The organism is Azospirillum sp. INR13 (assembly GCF_015390205.1).
Lineage (GTDB): Bacteria > Pseudomonadota > Alphaproteobacteria > Azospirillales > Azospirillaceae > Azospirillum.
In genome coordinates, this window is the sequence record NZ_VUOI01000031.1 from 23,105 (window position 1) to 45,517 (window position 22,413).

Below are 22,413 nucleotides of genomic sequence, written 5' to 3' on the forward strand. Positions count from 1 at the left end.
ATGTCCGTCAGCGATGCCGACATGGTCCGCGCCTGGACCCATGTCCTCACCCTGTCCAACCTGAAGCCCGGCAACACGGTCACCCTGCTGACCAGCGCCAACACCCACCCGCAGACCCTGCAGACCGCGCGGATCGCCGCCGGGATGATGGGGGCGGTGGTGAACCGGCTCGACCTGCCGCCGATGAACGCCGAGTTCGCGCACAGCCGCGACAGCCTGGCCTATCTCGGCACCACGCCGCTGACCGGGAACCGCGCCGCCATCGCAGCGCTGAAGGAAAGCGACATCGTGCTGGATCTGATGACGCTGCTGTTCTCGCCCGAACAGGCGGAAATCCTGGAGAACGGCACCCGCATCCTGCTGGCCGTCGAACCGCCGGAGGTGCTGGTCCGCCTGCTGCCCAGCCTGGAGGACAAGGCCCGCGTCGGCGAGGCCGCCGCCCTGCTGGCGGGGGCGAAGGAGATGACCGTCACCTCGGCCGCCGGCACCGAGCTGCGGCTGCCGTTGGGCGAGTTCCCGGCGATCCAGGAATACGGCTTCGTCGACGAACCCGGCCGCTGGGACCATTGGCCGAGCGGCTTCGGCCTGACCTTTCCCAACGAGGGCAAAGCGGAAGGCCGCGTCGTGCTGGAGCGTGGCGACATCCTGCTGCCGATGAAGTCCTACGTCACCGACCGCATCGAGATGATCGTCGAGAAGGGCTATGTCACCGCGATCACCGGTGGGATGGATGCCGATCTGCTGAACGACTACATGGAAGTCTTCGACGATCCGGAGGCCTATGCCGTCTCCCATGTCGGCTGGGGCCTGCAGAAGCGGGCGCGCTGGTCGACGCTCGGCCTGTACGACCGCGAGAACACCATCGGCATGGACGCCCGCGCCTTCGCCGGCAACTTCCTGTTCTCGATGGGGCCGAACAACGAGGGAGGCGGATCGCGCACCACCGCCTGCCACATCGACATTCCCATGCGCAACTGCACCGTCCGGCTGGACGGCCGCGAGGTGGTCCGTGAGGGCCGCCTTCTCGAACAGGAGTCCGTGGTATGAGCGAGCCGACGCAAGCGGTCTACGAGCGCCAGGGCTTCGGCCAATCGCTGGGCATCCAGGGGCGGATCGGCCTGCTGATCGTCGATTTCGTCAACGGCTTCGCCGACCCGGCGGTGTTCGGCGGCGGCAACATCCCCGCCGCCATCGCCCGCACGGTGACGGTGCTGGAGGAGGCGCGCAAACGCGGCTGGCCGGTCGCCCACAGCCGCATCGTCTACGCCGACGACGGAGCGGACGCCACGGTCTTCTCGATCAAGGTGCCGGGCATGCTGACATTGACGGAGAACGCCCCGGCCAGCGCCATCGTCCCGGAGCTGACGCCGGCCGCCGGCGAGCTGGTGGTGCGCAAGACCAACCCGTCGGCCTTCTTCGGCACCGGCCTCGCCCCCTGGCTGACGCAGAAGGGGGTGGAGACGCTGCTGGTCGCCGGCTGCACCACCTCGGGATGCGTGCGGGCCAGCGTGGTGGACGCCATGTGCCACGGCTTCCGGCCGGTGGTGCTGTCCGATTGCGTCGGCGACCGGGCCATCGCCCCGCACGAGGCCAACCTGTTCGACATCGCCCAGAAATACGGCGACGTCGTACCCGCAGAGCGTGTGCTGGCGCTGTAACGGGGTGAAAGGAGTGGATGCGCCCTTGCCCAAGGATGGTATACGTGTCGGCGACAGGGACGATTCCTCCGCGGATGCCATGAAATCAGTGAGTTCACAGTCCAAGGCGGCACCGGAACCGGAGACGGCACATCCGGAGACGGCGGCAAAGAGGGGACGCCCGGCGCAACGCCGCCGGGCCGGCCCCGGCCGTCCGGAAGGCGTCAGCAACGTGCGCGACGAGATCCTCGACGCGGCGGAGATCGAGTTCGCCAATCTCGGCTATGCCGGCACCAGCCTGCGCAACGTCGCCGAAGCCGCCCAGGTGACGCAGGCGCTGATCAACTATTACTTCGGCTCCAAATACGGCCTGTTCGAAGAGGTCTTCCTGCGCCGCGGGCGGCAGATCGCCGACGACCGCATGCAGCGGCTGGAGGAGCTGCGCCGCAGCGGCAAGCCCCCGGCGGTGGAGGACATCGTCCGCGCCTTCCTGATGCCGGCCCTGTCGATGCGCTCCACCGCGGCCGGCCGCACCTTCATGCGGCTGCAGGCCCGGCTGCACACCGAACCGCCGGAGATCTCCTACAAGCTGCGCAACGAGGCCTACGAGACCTCCACCCGCCTGTTCACCGAGACCCTTCGCGACGCCCTGCCCCAACTGTCGGAAAAGGACGTCTACTGGCGGATGACGCTGATGATCGGCGCCTATCTCTACGCCTTCTCCGACACCCACCGGCTGGAGGAGATGGCGCCCGGCATCGTCAACCTGGACGATCCGGAGGAGATCCTGAAGGCGATCACCAGCTTCGTCACCGCCGGCATGCTGGCTCCTGCACCCTGAGGGGGCTCCGGCCCCCTCGCCTTCCCCGTCACGCCCAAAACTGATCTGCATCAAGGCATCTCCACCCCCTGTTGCGGCCTTATTAATCGGTCGATCAATTAGAGGGTGCCGATCATGCCGAACTCCTTCCCCACATCCGCCGCCGCCCCCTCCCGCAGCGCCATTGCCGGCGGCTGGTGCGCGTCGCTGCTGGCGCGCTGGCGCGGCGGGCGTCAGATGCAGGCGCTGGCGGCGTTGGAACCGCTCGACCGCAAGGCGGTGCTGCAGGACGCCGGGCTGACCGAGAGCGACCTGCCGGCCCTTGCCCGCGGCGGCCATGTGCAAAGCCTGCTGCCGGCCGCACTGGCCCTGCACGGCCTCGACGGCGCCACGCTGGAGGCCGAGCAAGGTGACGTCATGCACGACCTTGCGCGGGTATGCATGCATTGCCGCAAGGCCCGTGCCTGCGCCCGGCTGCTGGCCGGCGGCACCCGCGAGGACCATGGCCGCATCTGTCCGAACGCGACCACCATGGCGTCGCTGGAGTAGCACCCGGACACAATTTGCCGGTGTCGGCCACACGGCCGGCAAGAAAAACTGTTTGTTCGGACACAAACTATTGTCTATCATATTTCAGTCAATGCAATCGTATAGCAATTATTCGGGCCGGGGATTTCCTGCTCCCGCTGCCGCCGGTTGCCTTGGGCAGAAAGCCCCCACTCGGCCCACTTCATATCCTCGGAAAGAGATACGCCATGGCCCTGCACCGCTGGTTTTCCGACCGGAAACTGGTCCATAAGCTGCTGATCCCGGCGGTCCTGCTGCTTGCCGTCATGGGAAGCGTGGTCTGGACCGCCCGGTCGGCGCTGATCGACCTGACCGCCTCCACCAGCCGCGTGACCGACGTGGTGGCCGGGCGGCTGTCGGCGGCGCTGGCGATCCAGTCGGCCATGGGCGACGCGATGGACGCGGAGTCCAACGCGCTGGTCGCCGGAACGCGCGAGCGCATCGACGCCGCCTTCGCGACCTACAAGGACAACATCGGCAAGGCGACGGCCGCCATCGACCGGCTGGCCGCGGCCTATGACGCCCCGGCCGACCGCGAGGCGATCGCCGGCATCAAGTCCATCGTCGGCGAGTATGAGCGGGTGTCGCAGAAGGCGGTGGATCTGGCGCGGGCCTACGACACCGACAGCGCGATCCGCGTGTCTATCGACGTCGGCCGCCCAGTCCGGCAGAAGCTGACCCTGGCGCTGTCGGAGCGGGTGGACCACAGCCTGGAAGAGACCAAGCGCGCCGAGGAGCGGGCGCTGGCGCTGTCCTCCAGCGTCATGACCCGCCTGTATGCGGTCACCGGCGCCGGCCTGCTGGTCGCCTTCGGTCTGTTCGGCTCCATCATCGTGGCCTTCGTCGTCCGGCCGCTGCACCGGCTGGTCGCCGACATGACGGCCATTGCCGACGGCAACCTCGCGGTCGACATCCAGGGCGCGGCGCGCCGGGACGAGGTCGGGCTGCTCGCCCGCGCGCTGCAGGTGTTCAAGAGCAACGGCCTTGCCATGCGCAGCCTGCAGGAGGAGCGCGAGGCGCAGAAGCTGCAGGCCGAGCGCGACCGGCAGGCCGCCATGCGGGCGCTGGCCGACCGCTTCGACGCCGACGTGCAGGACGTGGTGCAGGCGGTGGCATCGGCCGCGCGCCATCTGCGCGGCAATGCCGAGACCATGACCGCCATCGCCTCGCAGACGACGGAGCAGGCCTCCACCGTCGCCGTCACCACGGCGCAATCCTCCGCCAACGTCGCCACCGTCGCCGCGGCGTCGGAACAGCTGGGCAGCTCCATCGGCGAGATCGGCCGGCAGGTCAACGCCGCCGCCGCCATCGCCCGCAACGCGGTCGAGGAGGGCGAGCGGACCAACGCCCTGGTCGCCCGACTGGTCCAGGCGGCGCAGAAGATCGGCGACGTCGTCAGCCTGATCCAGAACATCGCCAGCCAGACCAACCTGCTGGCGCTGAACGCCACCATCGAGGCGGCGCGTGCCGGCGAGGCCGGCAAGGGCTTCGCCGTGGTGGCGCAGGAGGTGAAGGCGCTCGCCACCCAGACCGCCCAGGCGACCGAGGAGATCGGCAGCCAGATCGCCGAAATCCAGACGGTGACCGATGGCACGGTGACGGCGATCCAGACCATCGGCCGCACCATCAACGACGTCGATTCCATCGCCGGCGCCATCGCCGCAGCGGTGGAACAGCAGACCGCCGCCACCCAGGAGATCGGCCGCAACATCCAGCAGGCCGCACAGGGAACCCAGCTGGTGACCGGCAACATCGCCGCGGTCAGCAGCTCCGCCGGGCAGGTCGGACAGGCGGCCGGGGAAGTTCTGGGCGCCGCCGACAGCCTGTCCCGCGACTCCGACCGCCTGCGCGAGCGGATCCAGGCCTTCATCGGCGAGGTCCGCACGGCCTGACGCGGGGATCCGGACCGGCCCCGGATGGAACGTCTGAAACGCCGTGGAACGGTTTTCCGGGCCTGTTTCATTGTTCCATCCGCCGGCTGCATGGATGCGCAACGCCGGGTCCAGGCCGCGGAAACGGCGGCTTCGCTCGATTGTTTCGGAAGAAGGACGAGTGGACCGCGGCCACCGGGCCATGTCTTCCCTCCGCCGGATGAAACACAGGGGGTCCATCAGGTTCTATCACTACCGGCGGCGGCCGCTAAGCACGGGATGAAAAAGCCGTTTTGCGGCCGGGAGCCTTTCCGCGCCGAACGCCGCCCGCTGCATGGCCGTTGCAGCCAAACCGCAATTGTCATGTGCGGACCGTTCGTCTAAAGGTCGGCCCTGCCAGGCCGGGCCCCTCTGACAGTTCGTCGAACTGTGATGTCGGACTGGAAAGACGTTCAGAGTGGCCCCGACCCGTGCCTGCCGGCAGCGTTCATTCCGTATGTCCGGATCGGCTCCCTTGGGTGCCACTCTCTTGCCCGATGTAAGAGGAAAGCACCATATGACCGATCTGTTCACGGCCGACGCGCTGGCCGCGTTGCTTCAGGTTATCGCCATCGACCTCGTGCTTGCCGGCGACAACGCCATCGTCGTCGGCATGGCCGCCGCCGCGGTGCCGTTGGCCCAGCGCCGCAAAGTCATCTTCTGGGGAATCGCCGCGGCCATCGTGCTGCGCATCTTCTTCGCCCTCATCACCACGCAGCTGCTGGCGATCATCGGCCTGACGCTGGCCGGCGGCGTGCTGCTGCTGTGGGTATGCTGGAAGATGTTCCGCGAACTGCGCAGCCATGGCGAGGACGAGATCGCCCCCGACGAGGCGATGAGCATGCCCGATTCCACAGGCGTCGCCACCGCCGGTTCTGCCGGCAATGCCGCCGTCGCGGCGGCCGGAGCCACCACGTTCGGGGCGGCCATCTGGCAGATCGTCGTCGCCGACGTGTCGATGTCGCTGGACAACGTGTTGGCGGTGGCCGGCGCCGCCAAGGAGCACCCGACCATCCTGGTGATCGGTCTGGTGCTGTCGGTCGTGCTGATGGGTGCGGCCGCCAACATGATCGCCCATGTGCTGCACAAGCACCGCTGGATCGGCTGGGTCGGCCTGCTCATCATCACCTATGTCGCCCTCGACATGATCTGGCGCGGCAGCAACGAGGTTCTCCGGCAGATGGCGCTTGTCTGATCGCAGCCTTCCGCACCCGCCGGCTGGAACCACCAGCCGATTCGAAGCCATTGCAATAAAGTAGTATAGGCACAGACCTGTGAGGCCATTCACAGTGCGTTAATCTGTAGGGCCTTATGGTCTCTCCAGGTTCATCGTTTCCTCCCGAACCTGAACTAAAGGCCGCGCCGTCCTGGCAGCGGCCTTTTTCTTTTGCGGGTTCATCGGGTCATCCGGCAGATGCTTATCGACTATTGGGGCAAAAAGGACGGTGGCTGACGTTCAGGCACGCGAGGCTGGCAGTTGGCTTCCGCTGAAGGTGCGTTCGAATGCCTGCATGATAACGATTATTATTCGCATATCAAGCGCCTGCCTGCGGTCACCCAGGGCATCACGGTACTTATTCGGCCGCCATTCCCGCGAAGGCCCATAGGCGCTAACTTTGAGGGCTTTGCCCGTTTCCCAAGGGGTTAGGCACTTCTTTCAGTGTCATCCCCGCGAAGGCGGGGATCCAGGCTTGCCCATTGGTTCTGCTTGGAAAACCCTGGATCCCCGCCTTCGCGGGGATGACGCAAATTTCCTTTGGTTCCAGAGACTTAATGTCGATCCAAGATCTGTGCATGCCGTAGTGCGAAGGCGGGGATGACCGGCATTCTTGCAAAGGAACACGATCTTCATATGCGATTATACTGCCCTCACCCGCGCCTCCCGCCGCCGGAGGCCGCGACCATGGCGAAGAACTGCGCCTCGTCGATGGTGTCGGGCTTGCCGTATCTGGCGCGCCGGGCGGCGGCGGTGTCCAGCTTGGTGGCGCCGGGAGCGTGGCCGACGACGAGATAGTCGGTGTCCTTGCGGACGCTGTGATGCCAGCTTCCGCCCAGCGCCAGGATGCGGGCCATGACGGCTTCGCGCGACAGGCCGGTCAACTCTCCGGTGACGGCGAAGGCATAACCGGCAATGCCGTGGGTGATCGGGGTGGCAGGTTGCCGGACCACCGGCGGCGGGTCGATCTGGTTGGTCGGCGCCAGATGGGGAACCGCCAGCATGTCGGCGCTGCCGAGCATCATCTTCTGGAACAGGCGGCTGGTGATCTCGGCATCGACGAAGGCGCCGTGGAAGCGCGCCCGGATGCCGACATCGATGCCGAACAGGGTCGCCACCGCGTCGAGCGACACACGCCCGGCAACCTGCCCCCTGGCGTGATGCATCGTGCAGACCGATTGGGGCGGCGCCCAGGGGATGCCGCAGAGTTGGAACTCGTGCCGCAGGAATTCGATGTCGAAGCCGACATTGTGGCCGACCAGCACCGCTCCCTCCAGGAAGGCGCGGACGTCCCGGGCGACGCTGTGGAACGGATCCTGGTGGCGCAGCAGGTGATCCGGCAGCCCGTGCACCCTCAGCGCATGCGGGTTCGACTTGCGCCCCGGATTGAAGATGAGGCTGAGACAGCGGCCGGTCGGCGTCGCCTCCGCCAGTTCGATGGCGGCGAAGCTGACCATGCGGTCGCCCCCGGCCGTCGACAGCCCGGTGGTCTCGCAGTCGATGACGACGAAACGGCGGGCGGATGATTGCGCCCGGACGGGCCTCGCCGCCGCCGACGGACGGGCAAGCACTGCATCGATCAAACGGCTCATGAACTCTCGCCCCGGGGGCAGGACGGCCCTGCCACATCACAAAGTCCCGGACTATAGGCCGGTCCGCCACCGCAGGTCGAGAGTCCCTGCCGTCGCAGTGCGGGCGGTTCGTCCGATCCGGTCATCCATCGCTCCCGCTCCTGATATTTCGATGCCTAACCAAAAATTCGGTCTCTATGCAAAAAGTGGATTGTTGGCGCACCAATCACGGAGTATCATATTTCAGTTGATGTAATCGAATAACGATTACAGAGACGGACACCATGCAGACCAAGGAGATCGCGTGTGGACGTGATCGCTGAGCTGTCGGGCCTGATCGGCGCCGACGCCCGTTCTGACATCCAAAATCGACCTTGAGGGCGCGACGGAGGACTGGCGCGGGCGCTATCGCGGGCCGGCGCTCTGCCTTGTCCGGCCGGCGAATGCGGAACAGGTGGCGGCGGTGGTGCGCTGCTGCGCGCGGCGCGGGATTCCGCTGCTGCCGCAGGGCGGCAACACCAGCCTGTGCGGCGGCGCCACCCCGTGGGAGACGGGGCCGGCCCCGGTCATCCTCAATCTGGCGCGCATGCGCGCGGTCCGCGGCATCGACCCGGTCAACAGCACGATGGAGGTCGAGGCCGGCTGCGTGCTCGCCACCGTGCAGGAAGCGGCGGCGGCGGCGGGACGGCTCTATCCGGTCAGCCTGGGCGCGGAAGGTTCCTGCCAGATCGGCGGGACCATCGCGACCAACGCCGGCGGCACCTCGGTCCTGCGCTACGGCAACACGCGCGACAATGTGCTGGGGCTGGAGGTGGTGCTGGCCGACGGCACGATCTGGTCCGGCCTCTACGGTCTGCGCAAGAACAACACCGGATACGACCTGAAGCACCTGTTCATCGGGTCGGAGGGGACGCTCGGCATCATCACCGCGGCGACGCTGAAGCTGCACCCGCTGCCGACGCGCCATGCCGTCGCCTGGGTCGGGATGGCGGATCCCGCCGACGCGCTGACCCTGCTGACCCGCGTGCAGGAACGCTGCGGCGCCCGGCTGTCGGCCTTCGAGATGATCAACCGCCTCCAGCTCGATCTGGTGGTGGAGCAGGTTCCGGGCCGCCGCAGCCCGATCGGGACGCCGGCCGACTGGCATGTGCTGATCGAGCTGTCCGACAACAGCGACGGCGACGCGCTGGACATGGAGCTTCAGCTGATCCTGGAGGACGCCTTCGGCGACGGGCTGCTGACCGACGCCGCGCTGGCCGCCAGCGACGCCCAGCGCCACGCCCTGTGGGAGGTGCGCCACAGCGTTTCGGAGGCGAACAAGAAGGCAGGCGTCGGGCTGACCACCGATTGCGCGGTGCCGCTGTCGGCGGTGCCCGCCTTCATCAATGCCGCGACCGCCGCCGTGCGGGCGCTGGTGCCGGACCTGCCGGTGATCGTCGTCGCCCATCTCGGCGACGGCAACGTCCACTTCATCCCCTTCTTCACCTTCGACATCTGGAATGCGTTCGCCGAGCGCGAGGCGCTCGCCAACGCCATCCGCCATGCGGTGAACGACGAGGCCGCCCGCCTGAACGGCACCTTCAGTGCCGAGCACGGCGTCGGCCGCGTCCAGCTGGGCGAGATGGCGCGCTACAAGCCCGCCGCCGAACTGGCGCTGATGCGCGCGGTGAAGCAGGCGCTCGACCCGCAGAACATCTTCAATCCCGGCCGCCTGCTGCCGCCGGGCTGAGTCCCCCTTTCCTTCCATTCTTCCGCCGTTCCGGCCCACCAAGAGGAGTTCCGACATGAGCATCCGCCAATCCGGTTGGTCCCGCCGCACCCTGCTGAAAGCCGGCGCCGTCGGCGCTTCCGCGCTTGCCATGCCGGCGATCTGGAGCCCGGCGCGCGCACAGAACAAGCGGATCGTCGTGCGCGACGACGGCGGCATCTACACCAAGGCCTATGGCGAGGTGTTCTACAAACCCTTCACCGCCGCGACCGGCATCGAGGTGATCGGCGTCCAGGCGAATGCCGAGCCGACGGCGCAGATCCGCTCGATGGTGGAAGCCAAGTCCTACACCTGGGACATGGCCAAGATCAGCCAGCCGGCCATCCTGATGCTGACCGGCGGCGACAAGCCGCTGCTGGAGAAGCACGGGCTGGAGGCCGACCCGGCCGTCGCCTCGATCCCCAAGCAGTACATGTCGGAATACGGCGTCGGCACCAACGTCTACACCACGGTGCTGGCCTACCGCACCGAGGCCTTCAAGGGCCGCAAGGCGCCGGCCTCTTGGAAGGACTTCTACGACGTCGCCAACTTCCCCGGCCGCCGCGCCCTGCGCAAGCACCCGTTCGACACCATCGAGCAGGCGCTGATGGCCGACGGCGTGCCGACCGCCGAGGTCTATCCCTGCGACCTCGACCGCGCCTTCAAGGCGCTGGACCGCATCAAGAAGGACATCTCGGTGTTCTGGACCAGCGGCGCGCAGGTCGAACAGATGCTGCTGTCCGGTGAGGTCGACATGGTGCCGACCTGGGTGTCGCGTCCGCAGGCCGCCATCGCCGCCGGCGCGCCGGTCGGCATCGTCTGGGACCAGAACATCTGGGGCCTCGACAGCTGGTCGATCCTGGCCGGCACCCCCAATGCCGACGCCTGCCGCCAGTTCATCAAGTTCGCCTCCGACCCCAAGCGGCAGGCCGAGTTGGTGAAGTATTTCCCGGCCGGCGTCACCCAGCCGGACGCCTTCAAGCACATCGACGCCAAGATCGCCGCCGATTGCCCGACCTTCCCGGCCAACATCGAGCGCGGCGTGCAGATCAACGCCGACTACTGGCTGAAGAACCAGCAGAAGGGTCTGGAGCGCTACAATGCCTGGCTGCTGAGCTGAGGCGAAGCCTCGGTTTTGCCCCCTCCCTAGCCCTCCCCCACCTTTGGTGGGAGAGGGAACTCCGCCGCGCTGCGACTGACTCCCTCTCCCACCAAAAGGTGGGGGAGGGTCGGGGAGGGGGCAATAGGCTCTACCCCCACCCCATTCCACCCCCTTCGGCCCCACCCCCTTCGCGAGGAGGCGCGCATGTCTTCTTCCAGCCTTTCCGTCCAGGGTCTTGCCAAGCGCTACGGCGACTTCGTGGCGCTCGCCCCGACGGATCTCGTCGTCGCCGACGGCGAATTCCTGACGCTGCTCGGCCCATCGGGCTCCGGCAAGACGACGCTGCTCAGCCTGCTGGCCGGGCTGGTGCCGCCCGACGAGGGAAGCGTGCGCATCGGGTCGCAGGACGTCACCTACGCCCCGCCCTATGAGCGCGACATCGGCGTGGTGTTCCAGAATTACGCGCTGTTCCCGCACATGACCGTCGAGGAGAACATCGCCTTCCCGCTGAAGATGCGGAAGGTGGCGGCGGCCGAGGCCAAGCGGCGCGCGCGCGAGGCGCTGGAGATGGTGCATCTGCCGCACATCGCCGGCCGCTACCCGCGCGAGCTGTCGGGCGGCCAGCAGCAGCGCGTCGCGCTCGCCCGCTGCATGGTCTACAAGCCGTCGATCATCCTGATGGACGAGCCGCTGGGCGCGCTCGACAAGAAGCTGCGCGAGCACATGCAGCTGGAGATCAAGCGCCTGCACCGCGAGATGGGGACGACGGTCGTCTACGTCACCCACGACCAGGAAGAGGCGATGACGATGTCCGACCGCATCTGCCTGATGAATGCCGGGCGGATCGAACAGCTGGGCACGCCGGCCGACCTGTATTTCCGTCCCCGCTCGCTGTTCGTCGCCGATTTCCTGGGCGAATCCAACATCCTGCCCGCCGCCCTGCGCCACCGCAGCGGCGACGAGGTGGAGGTCCGCTTGGGCACGCTGGGCGTTCCCGGCCGGGCGTTGGCCAACGGCAACGACCTGCCGCCGGGTGCCGAGGTGCGCGTGATGGTGCGGCCGCAGAACCTGACGGTCGTCCGCAACGCCGCAAACGCCGCCGACGGCCTACAGGGCCGGGTGTCGGAGGTGATGGTCACCGGCAGCCTGACCAAGGTCTACATGCAGCCGCTCGACCGCGACCTGCCGCCGCTGGTCGCCGCCTTCCCCACCCGCAACGAGGCCGACGCGGTGCGCATCGACGACGTGCTGACGCTGTCCTGGAGCGGGCGCGACGCCGTGGTGATCGCCGACGTGATCGCCGATGCGGCCCGTGCGGCGGGGACGGCGTGAGATGAGCGGACAGTCCATGGCCATGACCCGCGCCGCCGGCGCCAAACGCCATTCGCCCCCGCCCGCCTGGCGCAAGCCGGTGCTGATGGGCGCCCCGCTCGTCCTGCTGCTCGTCGCCTTCCTGGTCTTCCCGGTCGGGCAGCTGCTGATGCTCAGCGTCCACAACGGGCAGGGCTTCACCCTGGCGCCCTATGCGCAGCTGTTCGCCTCCAGCCTCTACGTCACCGTCCTGTGGATCACGCTGAAGATCTCGCTGGCGACGACGCTGGTCGCGGTGGTCGCGGCCTATCCCGTCGCCTACCTGATCTCCATCGCCAAGGGGCCGGCGAAGAGCCGGCTGATCTTCTGGGTGCTGCTGTCCTTCTGGACCAGCTTCCTGGTGCGCGCCTTCGCCTGGGTCGTCATCCTCGGCCGCAACGGCGTCATCAACAGCACGCTGATGTCGCTGGGCATCATCGACACCCCGGCCGACCTGCTCTACGGCTTCGGCGCCGTGCTGGTCGGCATGGTGCACGCCATGCTGCCGCTGGCGGTGATGACCATGCTGGCGGTGATGGAGAACATCGACCGCACCCTGCCGCGCGCCGCCGGCACGCTGGGCGCCCGCCCCGGCACCGCCTTCTGGACCGTCTATTTCCCGCTGTCGCTGCCGGGCGTCGCCGCATCGGCGATCATGGTCTTCGTGTCGGCCATCGGCTTCTTCATCGTGCCCGCCCTGCTGGGCGGCCGGATGGAGACGATGATCACCCAGCTGATCATCGATCAGGTGCAGCAGACGCTGAACTGGGGGCTGGCCGGCGCCATCTCGGTCCTGCTTCTGACGGTCGTGCTGGTGGTCTTCGTGCTGTACGACCGGGTCTTCGGCTTCGCGTCGCTGACCGGGGAGAGCGCCGTGGTGCGCAACCGCGACACCGCCATGCGGCGGCTGGGCGGGCGCGTGCTGGCGGCGCTCGGGTCGGCCAGCGATGCGCTGATCGGCATGCTGCCGCGCCGCCACCCCATCCGCGGCCGGTCCGAAAAGCCGGTGGCGCTGACCGCCTTCGTCTGGCTGCTGCTGGTGCTGATCAGCCTGCCCGCCTTCCTGATGATCCCGCTGTCCTTCGGCAAGGGCGGGCTGGCATGGCCGCCGTCGGGCTTCACGCTGCAATGGTACCAGCAGCTGCTGGATTCGCCGATCTGGATGCAGGCGCTGTGGCGCTCCATCGTCGTGGCCTTCGGCACCGGCCTGTTGTCGATGGCGATCGGCGTTCCCGCCGCCTTCCTGATGGTGCGCGGCCAGATGCGGGGCAAGGGCGCCATGCTGGCCTTCATCCTGTCGCCCATCGTCGTGCCGCGCATGATCATCGCCGTCGGCATGTTCTACGTCTTCGCCCAGATGGGCCTCGTCGGCACCGTGCTGGGGCTGGTCATCGGCCACACGGTGGTCGCCGTGCCCTATGTGGTGATGACGATGATGGCGGTGCTGCGCAACTACGACACCCGGCTCGACCTTGCGGCGCAGAGCCTGGGCGCCCGGCCGCTGGCGGCGCTGCGGCACGTCACCTTCCCGATCCTGGGAGCCGGCATGCTGTCGTCCTTCCTGTTCGCCTTCGCGACCTCCTTCGACGAGCTGACCATCTCCCTGTTCTCCTCGGGCGGGCTGAGCGCCACGCTGCCCAAGCAGTTCTGGGACGAGGTGACGCTGCAGGTCTCCCCCGTCATCGCGGCGGTGTCGACCGGGCTGCTGCTGTTCGTCGCCACCCTGATCTACGTCGCGGACCGGCTGCGGCGGCGCAGCCTCGCCAGCTGAGACCGGTTCCGCAACCGCTTATCACCACCCGCTTCTTCCAAGGATCCGATATGTTTGACGCCACGAAGCTTCGCGGCATTCTGCCCGCCACCCCGACGCCGGTGACAGCCGACGGCACCATCGACGTCGCGGCCTCGCGGGCGCTGTTCTCCTGGCTGTTCCGACAGGGGGTGGACGGTCTGGTCCCGCTCGGCGGCACCGGCGAGTATGGCGCGCTGGCGAAGGACCAGCGCATCCGCTTCGCCGAGCTTTCGGTGGAGGCGATGGCCGGCGCGGGTGAGAAGCGCGGCCCGGTGATCGCCGGCGTGCTCGACACCGGCTATTACGACGCGCTGTCGGCCGGCCGCGATTTCGCCGCGGCGGGGGTGGACGGGCTGCTGGTGCTGACCCCCTACTACACCAACCCGACGCAGGCCGGCATCCGCGACTATTTCCTGCGCTATGCCGACGAATCGCCGGTGCCGATCCTGATCTACGAGATCCCCTACCGCACCCGCATCGCCATCGATCCGGAGATCCTGCACGAGCTGTCGCGGCACGAGCGGATCGTCGGCATGAAGGCCTGCAACACCGACATGTACCATTTCCTGCGCACGGTGGCGGGGGTCGACCCGTCCTTCGCGGTGCTGAGCGGCGAGGACACGCTGTTCCCGCTGCAGGTCGCGGCGGGGGCCAAGGGCGGCATCGTGGTGACGGCCAACCTGCTGCCACGGGCATGGCGGCTGATCCACGACCTCGCCTCGACGGGCAAGCTGGACAAGGCGCTTGAGATCCACCGCACTCTGATCCCGATGATGAACCTCGCCTTCGCCGAGACCAATCCCGGCCCGATGAAGTCGGTGATGGACCTGATCGGCGTGAACGCCCCGGCGATGCTGGCGCCGCTGCGCGAGCCGGCCGAGCCGCTGAAGCGGGCACTGCGGCGCGAGCTGTCGCGCCTGCTCGTGACTTACGAGGGAATGCCGGCCGCCCAGCCGGTATGATCGGTGGCAACCGCGCGACGCGTGGCAATCGGTCCGCCGGATGCTATGCGTTGGCGCGGAGGCGCCGGGCCACGGCCCGGCCGGATGAAGAAGTCTTGGGGATTGCCGATGACGCGGACAGCAGGACGGACGCCGAAGGCGCAAGAGTCCGTGACGGAAACAGGCCCGGCTGCAGCGGCAGCGGAGCCGGACACGAAGAAGGCCGACCCGCGCGAGTCCTCGCTGTTCGTCGGCTCGACCGAGAAGACCTTCCAGATCCTCCATGCCTTCGACGGGCCACACCGGCAGATGCCGCTGTCGGAGATCGCCAAGGCCGCCAACCTGGACCGCAGCGCCGCGCAGCGGCTGGTCTACACGCTGGAGGTGCTGGGCTATCTGCGCCGCGTCCACGGCACGCGCAACTATGCGCTGACGCCGAAGCTGCTGCAGTTCTCCTACAACTACCTGCGCGCCAACGAGCTGATCGAGAAGGCCTTTCCCTATCTTCTCGACATCAGCCGCAGCGTCGGCGAGACCACCAACCTGCAGGAGCTGGACGGCGCCGAGATCGTCTTCGTCGCCCGTTTCCCCGGCAAGCATCTGGTCAACATCGAATTCATGGTCGGCAGCCGCCTGCCCGCCTATTACACCGCGTCCGGCACCGCCATCCTGTCGCGCCTGTCGGAGGAGGAGCGGGAGGAGATCCTGGCCCGCACCGACCTGCGCCCGCTGACCCCCTTCACCGTCTGCGATCCCGACCGGCTGCGCGCCCGCGTGCGCGAGGCGGGCGAGAAGGGCTATGCCCTGCTGGTCAACGAGACGGTGATGGGCGACATCTCCGTCGGCGCCGCCATCACCGACGAGCATGGCCGCGCGGTGGCCGGCCTCAGCATCTCCGTCCCCGCCACGCGCTGGACGCCGGAGCAGGTCGAACAGGAACTCGCCCGCCATGTGCAGGTGGCGGCGGCCTCCATCTCCGTCCACAAGTTCGGCAGCTATTCCCGATAGCGCCCCACCCCGCACAGGAGGCGGTTGACCCCATGGCGGCCCATCAGGCGTGCCTGAACATCGACGAGCTGCGCCGGCGCGCCCGCCGATTCCTGCCGCGCGGCCTGTTCGAATACATCGACCGCGGCACCGAGGATGAATCGGCGCTGCGCCGCCTGCGCGACAGCTTCGGGCAGGCCGAACTGACGCCGCGGGTGCTGGTCGATTGCGGCGAGCGCCACACCGGCGTGACGCTGTTCGGCCGCGAGCGCCCCCTGCCCTTCGTCATCGCGCCCACCGCCGCCGCCGGTCTGGTCCGCTATGACGGGGAGGTGCTGCTGGCACGGGCCGCCTGCGCGGCCGGCATCCCCTTCTGCGTCTCGACCCAGTCGATCACCAGCATCGAGAGGATCGCCAAGTCCGGGGCCGAGCTGTGGTTCCAGCTCTATGTCTGGCGCGACCGCAGCCTGACCCATGCCCTGCTGGACCGGGTCGCCGCCTGCGGCGTGGACACGCTGATCCTGACGGTGGACACCGCCGTTTCGCCGAAACGCGAGTATAACCGACACAACGGCTTCAACGTGCCGGTGGTGCCGTCACTGCGCGGCGCCCTGGACGTGGCGCGCCATCCGGCCTGGGCGGGCGGGGTGCTGCTGCGCCTGCTGGCCGATGGCGGCTGGCCGGGATACGCCCATTACCCGCCGCAGTTCCGCACCCGCATCACCGACGCCGCCGCGCACGATCCGATCCGGCTGTGCGACCGGGTCAGCTGGGACGATGTGGCCGAGCTGCGCCGCCGCTGGCCGGGGCGGATCATCCTCAAGGGCCTGCTGGCACCGGGGGATGCGCTGCGCGCGGCAGACGCCGGGGTCGAGGCAGTCGTGGTGTCGAACCATGGCGGGCGCAACCTCGACTGCGCGCCCTCGCCGCTTGCGGTGTTGCCGCGGATCATGGACGCGGTCGGCGACCGGATGACGGTGCTGGCCGACAGCGGCGTGCGGCGCGGCAGCGATGCCGCGAAGCTGCTGGCGGCCGGCGCCGCGGCAGTGCTGCTCGGCCGGGCGCCGCTGTTCGGACTCGCGGCCGGCGGACAGGCGGGCGCGGAACACGCGCTGGCGATCCTGCAGGACGAGTTGGACCGGACCATGGCCCTGCTCGGCTGCCGGACGGTCGCGGAGTTGCGGGGGCTCCCCTCTGCCCAGCAGTAGGGGAGTCGCATAAGCCAATTCCGGCAACCCGCCAGAGTTGAACGACTTCTTCAGGCGTCATTCCCGCGAAGGCGGGAATCCAGCCGACCAAGCTGCTGGACCGTGCAGTTTCCTGGATCCCCGCCTTCGCGCTACGGAAATGCACAGATCTCGCATCCACGAAAAAATGCGCCTTCCGGTGGCGAGCAGCCCTTCTCCCCTTGCGGGAGAGGGGCTTTTCTCAATGCAAGACTGCATACCTTTTCGCAAAGGCGAGATCTGCGCATCCCGTAGCCGGGGGGAGAGGGAGATCTTCCCGAAGCTGTGATAGTGTGGCGCATCAATCGGATGCCTCCAACGTCATGAGGAAAGATCGGACAATGTCGAACATCGCCCCGAACAACGCCCCGGCCAAAACCGCCATCGTCACGGGCGCCACGTCCGGTTTCGGCGATGCCATCGCCCGGCGGCTGGTGGCGGAAGGCTGGCGGATCGTCGCCACCGGCCGGCGCCGGGACCGGCTGGACGCCCTGGTCGAGGCGCTGGGCGGGCCGGCGGTGGTCCATCCGCTGTGCTTCGACATCCGGGACGAGGAGGCGACGCGCGCCGCCCTGGCCTCCCTGCCGGCGGAGTTCGCCGACATCTCCGTCCTGGTCAACAATGCCGGGCTGGCGCTGGGCACGGGTGCGGCGCAGGACTGCGACCTGGACCAGTGGCGCACCATGATCGACACCAACGTCACCGGGCTGGTGACCATCACCCGGCTGCTGCTGGACCGGCTGATCGCGCAGCGCGGGCTGATCGTCAATCTCGCCTCCGTCGCCTCCAGCTGGCCCTATCCCGGCGGCAACGTCTATGGCGGCACCAAGGCCTTCGTGAAGCAGTTCTCGCTCGGCCTGCGCTGCGACCTGTCGGCCAAGGGCGTGCGCGTCACCTCCATCGAGCCGGGTCTGGCGGAAAGCGAATTCACCCTGGTGCGCACCGGCGGCGACAAGGCGGCCTATGATGCGCTCTATGGCGGAGCCAACCCGCTGCAGCCCGAGGACATCGCCCGAGACGGTGCGCTGGGTGGTGTCGCTACCGAGCCACGTCAACATCAACAGCGTGGAGATCATGCCGGTCAGCCAATCCTGGTCGCCGTTCAAGATCCACCGCGAAACGCCGGCCTGACACGCAGTTCAACGCCCATCATTCACCGATTGAGACGGGCGCCGCCGGACCTGCAGCCGGCGGCGCCCGTTTTTTCGGCCCTGCCACTGGCATGTTTCGGAAAAAAATCAACGAAGCCAGACACCTGTTGCGCCCAGCAAGAATCGGTGCTTATAGTGCGAACGATTCGCATTATCGGTGCGAGTGATACGCATTCGCTAATTTAGCATCGACATCCGGACCGGCGTGGGGGGAACCGTGCCGGTCGCCGCTGTCGTGCTGAAGGCATCGTTTGGCAGGGGAGCCGACAGCATGAAACGAGTTCGCGGCAAGGCCGCCGTCCGCCACACCGCCCATCCGTGTGGCGACCGATCAGCCGCGCCTGATGCCCGCAAATCCGGCCTGCGTCCCGCCGCCGTCGCGGCCGGGCTGGCCGCCGCGGTCCTGGCGGGCGGTGCGTTCCTCGCGCCCGCGGCCCATGCCCAGGCGACGGCGGCCACCGTCAACGCCGACATTCCCGCCGGCCCGCTGGGCGAGGCGCTGAGCCGCTTCGCCGCGCAGGCAGGCGTCACGGTCCAGGCGGACCCGGCGGCGCTCCGGGGCAAGAGCTCGCCCGGCCTGAAGGGCGCCACCACGGTCGAAGACGGCTTCCGCCGCCTGCTGGCGGGCAGCGGCTATGGGATCGCCCGCGCGGGATCGGGTTATGCCGTGGTCGCGCAGAGCGCCGCTGCTCCGGCCGCAGCCGCGGACAGCACGACCCTGCCGGCGCTGCAGGTGACGGCCAACGGCATGATGCCCGGCGGATTGGCGCAGCCCTATGCCGGCGGGCAGGTGGCGCGCGGCGGATCGGTGGGCCTGCTGGGCAGCCGCGACGTCATGGACACGCCCTTCAGCACGGTCAACTACACCTCCGAGCTGATCGAGAACCAGCAGGCGCGCACCGCGGCCGACACGCTGATCAACGACGCCTCCGTCCGGCTGACCACCGGCAGCAACGGCTTCGACGACACCTTCCAGATCCGCGGCTATGCGGTGGGAGCCGGCGACGTCGGCTTCAACGGCATGTTCGGGCTGGTGTCGTCCAACCGCGTGCCGGCGCAGATCGTCGAGCGGATCGAACTGCTGAAGGGTCCGGGCGCTCTGGTCAACGGCATCGCCCCCGGCGGCAGCACCGGCGGCGGCATCAACATCCTTGCCAAGCGCGCCGGCGACGAGCCGCTCACCCGCGTCACCACCACCTACACCAGCGACGCCAATCTCGCCGCGCATCTGGATGTCGGCCGCCGCTTCGGCGAGAACAAGGAATGGGGCGTCCGCTTCAACGGCCTGATGCGCAACGGCGAGGCGTCGGTCGACGGCGGCAACCTGCGCTCCGGCCTGGGCGCCCTGGCGGTCGATTACCGCGGCGAGCGGCTGCGCTGGTCGATGGACGCCATCAGCCAGCGCGACGACACCGACAATTTCCGTCCGCAGATCAGCATCCTGCCGACCACCACCGCCATCCCCTCGCCGCCCGACGCCCGCAGCAACTGGTATCCCGGCACCGTGCTGGTGCAGAAGGACGTCACCGTCGCCTCGAACATCGAGGTGGACGTGACCGACAGCCTGACCGCCTATGCCGGCATCGGTTACCGCAAGGGCGAGAACGACCAGACCTTCCCCAGCTCGACCACCGCGGTGAACGCGCTGGGCAACTTCACGGTCCGCAACGCCTATTACGATTCCTATTCCCGCACGGTCAGCGGCACCGCGGGACTCCGCTGGCGCTTCGAGACCGGTCCGGTCCATCATCAGCTGAATGTCGGCTACAGCGGCTTCAAACGCGACGAGGGCAACGCCTACATCCAGTCGGCCGGCTCCGCCCTGTCGAACATCTACAACCCGGTGCCGCTGCCGGCCGTCACCGCGCCCCGCACCTCGGCGCGCAAGTCGGCGGAAACCTCGCTGACCAGCTTCGCGGTGGCCGACACCCTGTCGGTGCTGGACGACCGGGTGATGCTGACGCTGGGCGCCCGCCGGCAGAAGGTGCATGTCGACAGCTTCAGCACCGCGACCGGCCTGCAGACCGGCACCTATGACGCCAGCGCGACCTCGCCGCTGGCCGCCTGGTGGTCAAGCCGCTGTCCAACGTCTCGCTCTACGCAAACTATGCCGAGGGTCTGACGCGCGGCACCGTGGTCGGCGCCGGCTATGCCAACACCGGCGCGGTTCTGGCCCCCTTCAAGTCGAAGCAGTACGAGGCCGGGGTCAAGGTCGATTGGGGTTCGATCACCACCACGGCGGCGGTGTTCCAGCTGACCCGGCCGAACTCGATCCGCAACGCCGCCAACGAGCTTGCCTATGACGGCGAGCAGCGCAACCGCGGCCTGGAGCTGTCGGTCTATGGCGAGATCCTGCCCGGCCTGCGCGGCATGGCCAGCGCCTCCTTCATGGACCCGCAGCTGACGCGCACCGCCAACGCCGCGGTGCAGGGCAACGACGCCGCCGGCGTGCCGGACAAGACCTTCTCGGCCGGGCTGGATTGGGAAACCCCGTGGGTCCAGGGCCTCGCCCTCAACGGACGGGTGATCTACACCTCCGGCTCCTACCTGACCGACGCCAACACCCGACGCTTCGACGGCTGGACCCGCTTCGACATCGGCGCGCGCTATGCCACCACCATCGTCGGCACGCCGGTCACCTTCCGCGCCAATGTCGAGAACCTGTTCGACAAGGACTATTGGCTGACCACCGGCACCTACGTGACCGTCGGCGCGCCGCGCACGGTGCTGCTGTCCGCCTCCGCCGATTTCTGACCTACCTCTCCCCGATCTAGTTGGATTAGCCATGAACAGACTGTCCATCGCCATCGTCGCCCTGCTGGGGCTCGCGATGCCCGCCAACGCCCACCAGATCTGGATCGAACAGCCCGATGGCCAGAATGCGGTGATCCGCTTCGGCGAGTTCGGCGAGAACCTGCGCGAGGCGTCGCCCGGCCTGCTCGACAAATTCGTCAAGCCGGCCGGCACGCTGGTCTCCGCCAAGGGGGAACGGGCGTCGGACGCGGCCAAGACCGCCACCGGCTTCACCCTGCCCTTCAAAGCCGGCGAGGGCGAGAGCATCGTCGCCGACGACCCGCTCTATCCGCTCTATCCCGGCAAGGAGAACGGGAAGGAGACCGCCAACTGGTACCACCCGGCGGCGCGCCTGATCACCGGCTTCAAGGAACAGCAGCCGAAGCTGGCCCTGGATCTGGTGCCCGCCGGCCAGCCCGGCAGCTTCAAGCTGTTCTTCAAGGGCCAGCCCAAGGCGAAGACCAAGGTGTCGCTGGTCACCCAGTCCGGCTGGGCCAAGGAGGGCTACACCGACGAGCAGGGCGTCGTCAGCTTCGACCTGCCGTGGAAGGGCACCTATGTGGCGGAGGTCAGCCTGACCGACCGCACCCCCGGCGAGCGTCCGGGCACCAGCGGCACCAGCGGCACGGAGCGCTATGACGCCGTGAGCTATGCCACCACGGTGACCTACACCCATGGCGACGGTCTGGCGCCGCTTCCCGCCGGTCCGGCGGCAGCGCCGCACCAATGACCCCGCTGGTCGACCGCGCCCGCCGCGTCGGGCCGCTCTGCTCGCGCATCGTCGCCGCGCTGTTCGGCGGCTATGCGCTGGCGGCGCTCGGCAGCGTGGCGGCGCTGGCCCTGCCGATGAGCAAGCCGCAGGCCGTGCTCACCGGCATGCTGGCGAGCTTCGCCATCTATGCGGGCGCGGTGGTCTGGGTCTTCGCAGCGCGCAGCGCGCTGCGGGCCTGGGCCGGGCTGCTTGTCGCGGCGGCGCCGCTGGCAGCGGCGGCGTGGTCGGTCTGGTGAGGGGGAGAGCGCCCGTGAAGATGGAGAAAAAACAGAGTCCCGCCGGTCGCGGCCTCCGCCAGAGCATGTCCGGCCTGCACATCTGGGCCGGCCTGCTGATGGGCTGGATTCTGTACGCCATGTTCCTGACCGGGACGGTGTCCTACTTCAAGGACGAGCTGTCGCAATGGATGCGGCCGGAGCTGGCCCATCAGGCGGAACTGCCCGACCCGGCCCTGGTGGCCCAGCGCATCGCCGACGAGCTGGTCGCCAGCGTGCCCGGCAGCCCGCAATGGAGCATGCGCCTGCCGGACGCGCGCACCAACAGCGTCTACGCCTTCTGGCGCACGGCACCCGGGAACGCGGAAGGTGGCCGGCGGGCCTTCGGGGAAGCGAATTTCGATCCTGCCACCGGCGGCAAGGTGACCGCGCGCGACACGCTGGGCGGCGATTTCTTCTACCGCTTCCATTTCCAGTTCCACTACATGCCGGCGCTGTGGGGACGGTGGATCGCCGGGGCGGCGGCGATGTTCATGCTGGTCGCCATCGTCAGCGGCGTCATCACCCACAAGAAGATCTTCGTCGATTTCTTCACCTTCCGCGGCGGCAAGGGCAG

Annotated in this window: 19 protein-coding genes and 1 pseudogene; 19 read left to right on the forward strand and 1 reads right to left on the reverse strand. The window is 68.3% G+C overall.

Annotation, left to right across the window (positions count from 1 at the left end; all coding sequences use genetic code 11):
- The 6 genes from F1643_RS18195 to F1643_RS18220 all read left to right on the forward strand — a co-directional run bounded on the left by F1643_RS18195 (nt 1) and on the right by F1643_RS18220 (nt 6,129).
- Complete coding sequence (locus F1643_RS18195) at nt 1-1,047, forward strand: 2,5-dihydroxypyridine 5,6-dioxygenase (RefSeq protein WP_194914617.1); 1,047 nt, start codon at nt 1-3, stop codon at nt 1,045-1,047.
- On the forward strand, nt 1,044-1,658 hold the full coding sequence (locus F1643_RS18200; RefSeq protein WP_194914619.1) for an N-carbamoylsarcosine amidohydrolase: 615 nt from the start codon (nt 1,044-1,046) through the stop codon (nt 1,656-1,658). Before F1643_RS18195 ends, F1643_RS18200 begins: the two co-directional genes overlap by 4 nt.
- Before the next feature lie 88 nt (nt 1,659-1,746).
- On the forward strand, nt 1,747-2,478 hold the full coding sequence (locus F1643_RS18205; protein ID WP_370540684.1) for a TetR/AcrR family transcriptional regulator: 732 nt from the start codon (nt 1,747-1,749) through the stop codon (nt 2,476-2,478).
- 114 nt (nt 2,479-2,592) lie between these two features.
- Nucleotides 2,593-3,006: a hypothetical protein gene (locus tag F1643_RS18210; RefSeq protein ID WP_194914622.1), complete on the forward strand. Its 414-nt coding sequence runs from the start codon at nt 2,593-2,595 to the stop codon at nt 3,004-3,006.
- Between the two features lie 206 nt (nt 3,007-3,212).
- Nucleotides 3,213-4,916 (forward strand): methyl-accepting chemotaxis protein, encoded by a 1,704-nt coding sequence (locus tag F1643_RS18215; protein ID WP_194914623.1) that lies wholly within the window; start codon nt 3,213-3,215, stop codon nt 4,914-4,916.
- 535 nt (nt 4,917-5,451) lie between these two features.
- Nucleotides 5,452-6,129, forward strand: a complete 678-nt coding sequence (locus tag F1643_RS18220) for a TerC family protein (protein ID WP_194914624.1) — start codon at nt 5,452-5,454, stop codon at nt 6,127-6,129.
- A gap of 674 nt (nt 6,130-6,803) precedes the next feature.
- On the opposite strand, the gene F1643_RS18225 is transcribed toward F1643_RS18220, so the two are convergent.
- Nucleotides 6,804-7,742 (reverse strand): exonuclease domain-containing protein, encoded by a 939-nt coding sequence (locus F1643_RS18225; RefSeq protein WP_194914625.1) that lies wholly within the window; start codon nt 7,740-7,742, stop codon nt 6,804-6,806.
- A gap of 433 nt (nt 7,743-8,175) precedes the next feature.
- On the opposite strand from F1643_RS18225, the gene F1643_RS18230 reads away from it, so the two are divergent.
- The 13 genes and pseudogenes from F1643_RS18230 to F1643_RS18285 form a co-directional block, all read left to right on the forward strand.
- On the forward strand, nt 8,176-9,450 hold the full coding sequence (locus tag F1643_RS18230; protein WP_206692553.1) for an FAD-binding oxidoreductase: 1,275 nt from the start codon (nt 8,176-8,178) through the stop codon (nt 9,448-9,450).
- A 55-nt stretch (nt 9,451-9,505) separates the two neighbouring features.
- Nucleotides 9,506-10,588 (forward strand): ABC transporter substrate-binding protein, encoded by a 1,083-nt coding sequence (locus tag F1643_RS18235; protein ID WP_194914626.1) that lies wholly within the window; start codon nt 9,506-9,508, stop codon nt 10,586-10,588.
- Between the two features lie 186 nt (nt 10,589-10,774).
- Nucleotides 10,775-11,902 carry an ABC transporter ATP-binding protein gene (locus F1643_RS18240; RefSeq protein WP_194914627.1) on the forward strand — a complete coding sequence of 376 codons (1,128 nt, stop codon included), beginning with the start codon at nt 10,775-10,777 and terminating at the stop codon, nt 11,900-11,902.
- 1 nt (nt 11,903) lies between these two features.
- Complete coding sequence (locus F1643_RS18245; RefSeq protein WP_206692554.1) at nt 11,904-13,691, forward strand: ABC transporter permease subunit; 1,788 nt, start codon at nt 11,904-11,906, stop codon at nt 13,689-13,691.
- Between the two features lie 50 nt (nt 13,692-13,741).
- A complete protein-coding gene (locus F1643_RS18250) occupies nt 13,742-14,674 on the forward strand; it encodes a dihydrodipicolinate synthase family protein (RefSeq protein ID WP_194914628.1) in 933 nt (310 codons plus the stop codon).
- 150 nt (nt 14,675-14,824) lie between these two features.
- Nucleotides 14,825-15,661, forward strand: a complete 837-nt coding sequence (locus tag F1643_RS18255; protein ID WP_370540685.1) for an IclR family transcriptional regulator — start codon at nt 14,825-14,827, stop codon at nt 15,659-15,661.
- Between the two features lie 32 nt (nt 15,662-15,693).
- Nucleotides 15,694-16,848: an alpha-hydroxy acid oxidase gene (locus F1643_RS18260; protein WP_194914632.1), complete on the forward strand. Its 1,155-nt coding sequence runs from the start codon at nt 15,694-15,696 to the stop codon at nt 16,846-16,848.
- 359 nt (nt 16,849-17,207) lie between these two features.
- Nucleotides 17,208-17,997 (forward strand): annotated as a pseudogene (locus F1643_RS18265) (SDR family NAD(P)-dependent oxidoreductase).
- Between the two features lie 291 nt (nt 17,998-18,288).
- On the forward strand, nt 18,289-20,139 hold the full coding sequence (locus tag F1643_RS18270; RefSeq protein WP_255543005.1) for a TonB-dependent receptor: 1,851 nt from the start codon (nt 18,289-18,291) through the stop codon (nt 20,137-20,139).
- A complete protein-coding gene (locus tag F1643_RS23880; protein WP_370540686.1) occupies nt 20,085-20,771 on the forward strand; it encodes a TonB-dependent receptor in 687 nt (228 codons plus the stop codon). Before F1643_RS18270 ends, F1643_RS23880 begins: the two co-directional genes overlap by 55 nt.
- A 31-nt stretch (nt 20,772-20,802) precedes the next feature.
- On the forward strand, nt 20,803-21,540 hold the full coding sequence (locus F1643_RS18275) for a DUF4198 domain-containing protein (protein ID WP_194914634.1): 738 nt from the start codon (nt 20,803-20,805) through the stop codon (nt 21,538-21,540).
- Nucleotides 21,537-21,818, forward strand: coding sequence for a DUF3649 domain-containing protein (locus tag F1643_RS18280; protein WP_194914636.1), 282 nt, complete (start codon nt 21,537-21,539; stop codon nt 21,816-21,818). The genes F1643_RS18275 and F1643_RS18280 overlap by 4 nt, the downstream gene beginning before the upstream one ends.
- 20 nt (nt 21,819-21,838) lie before the next feature.
- On the forward strand, nt 21,839-22,413 hold a 575-nt coding region (locus tag F1643_RS18285), incomplete at its 3' end, for a PepSY domain-containing protein (protein WP_194914644.1).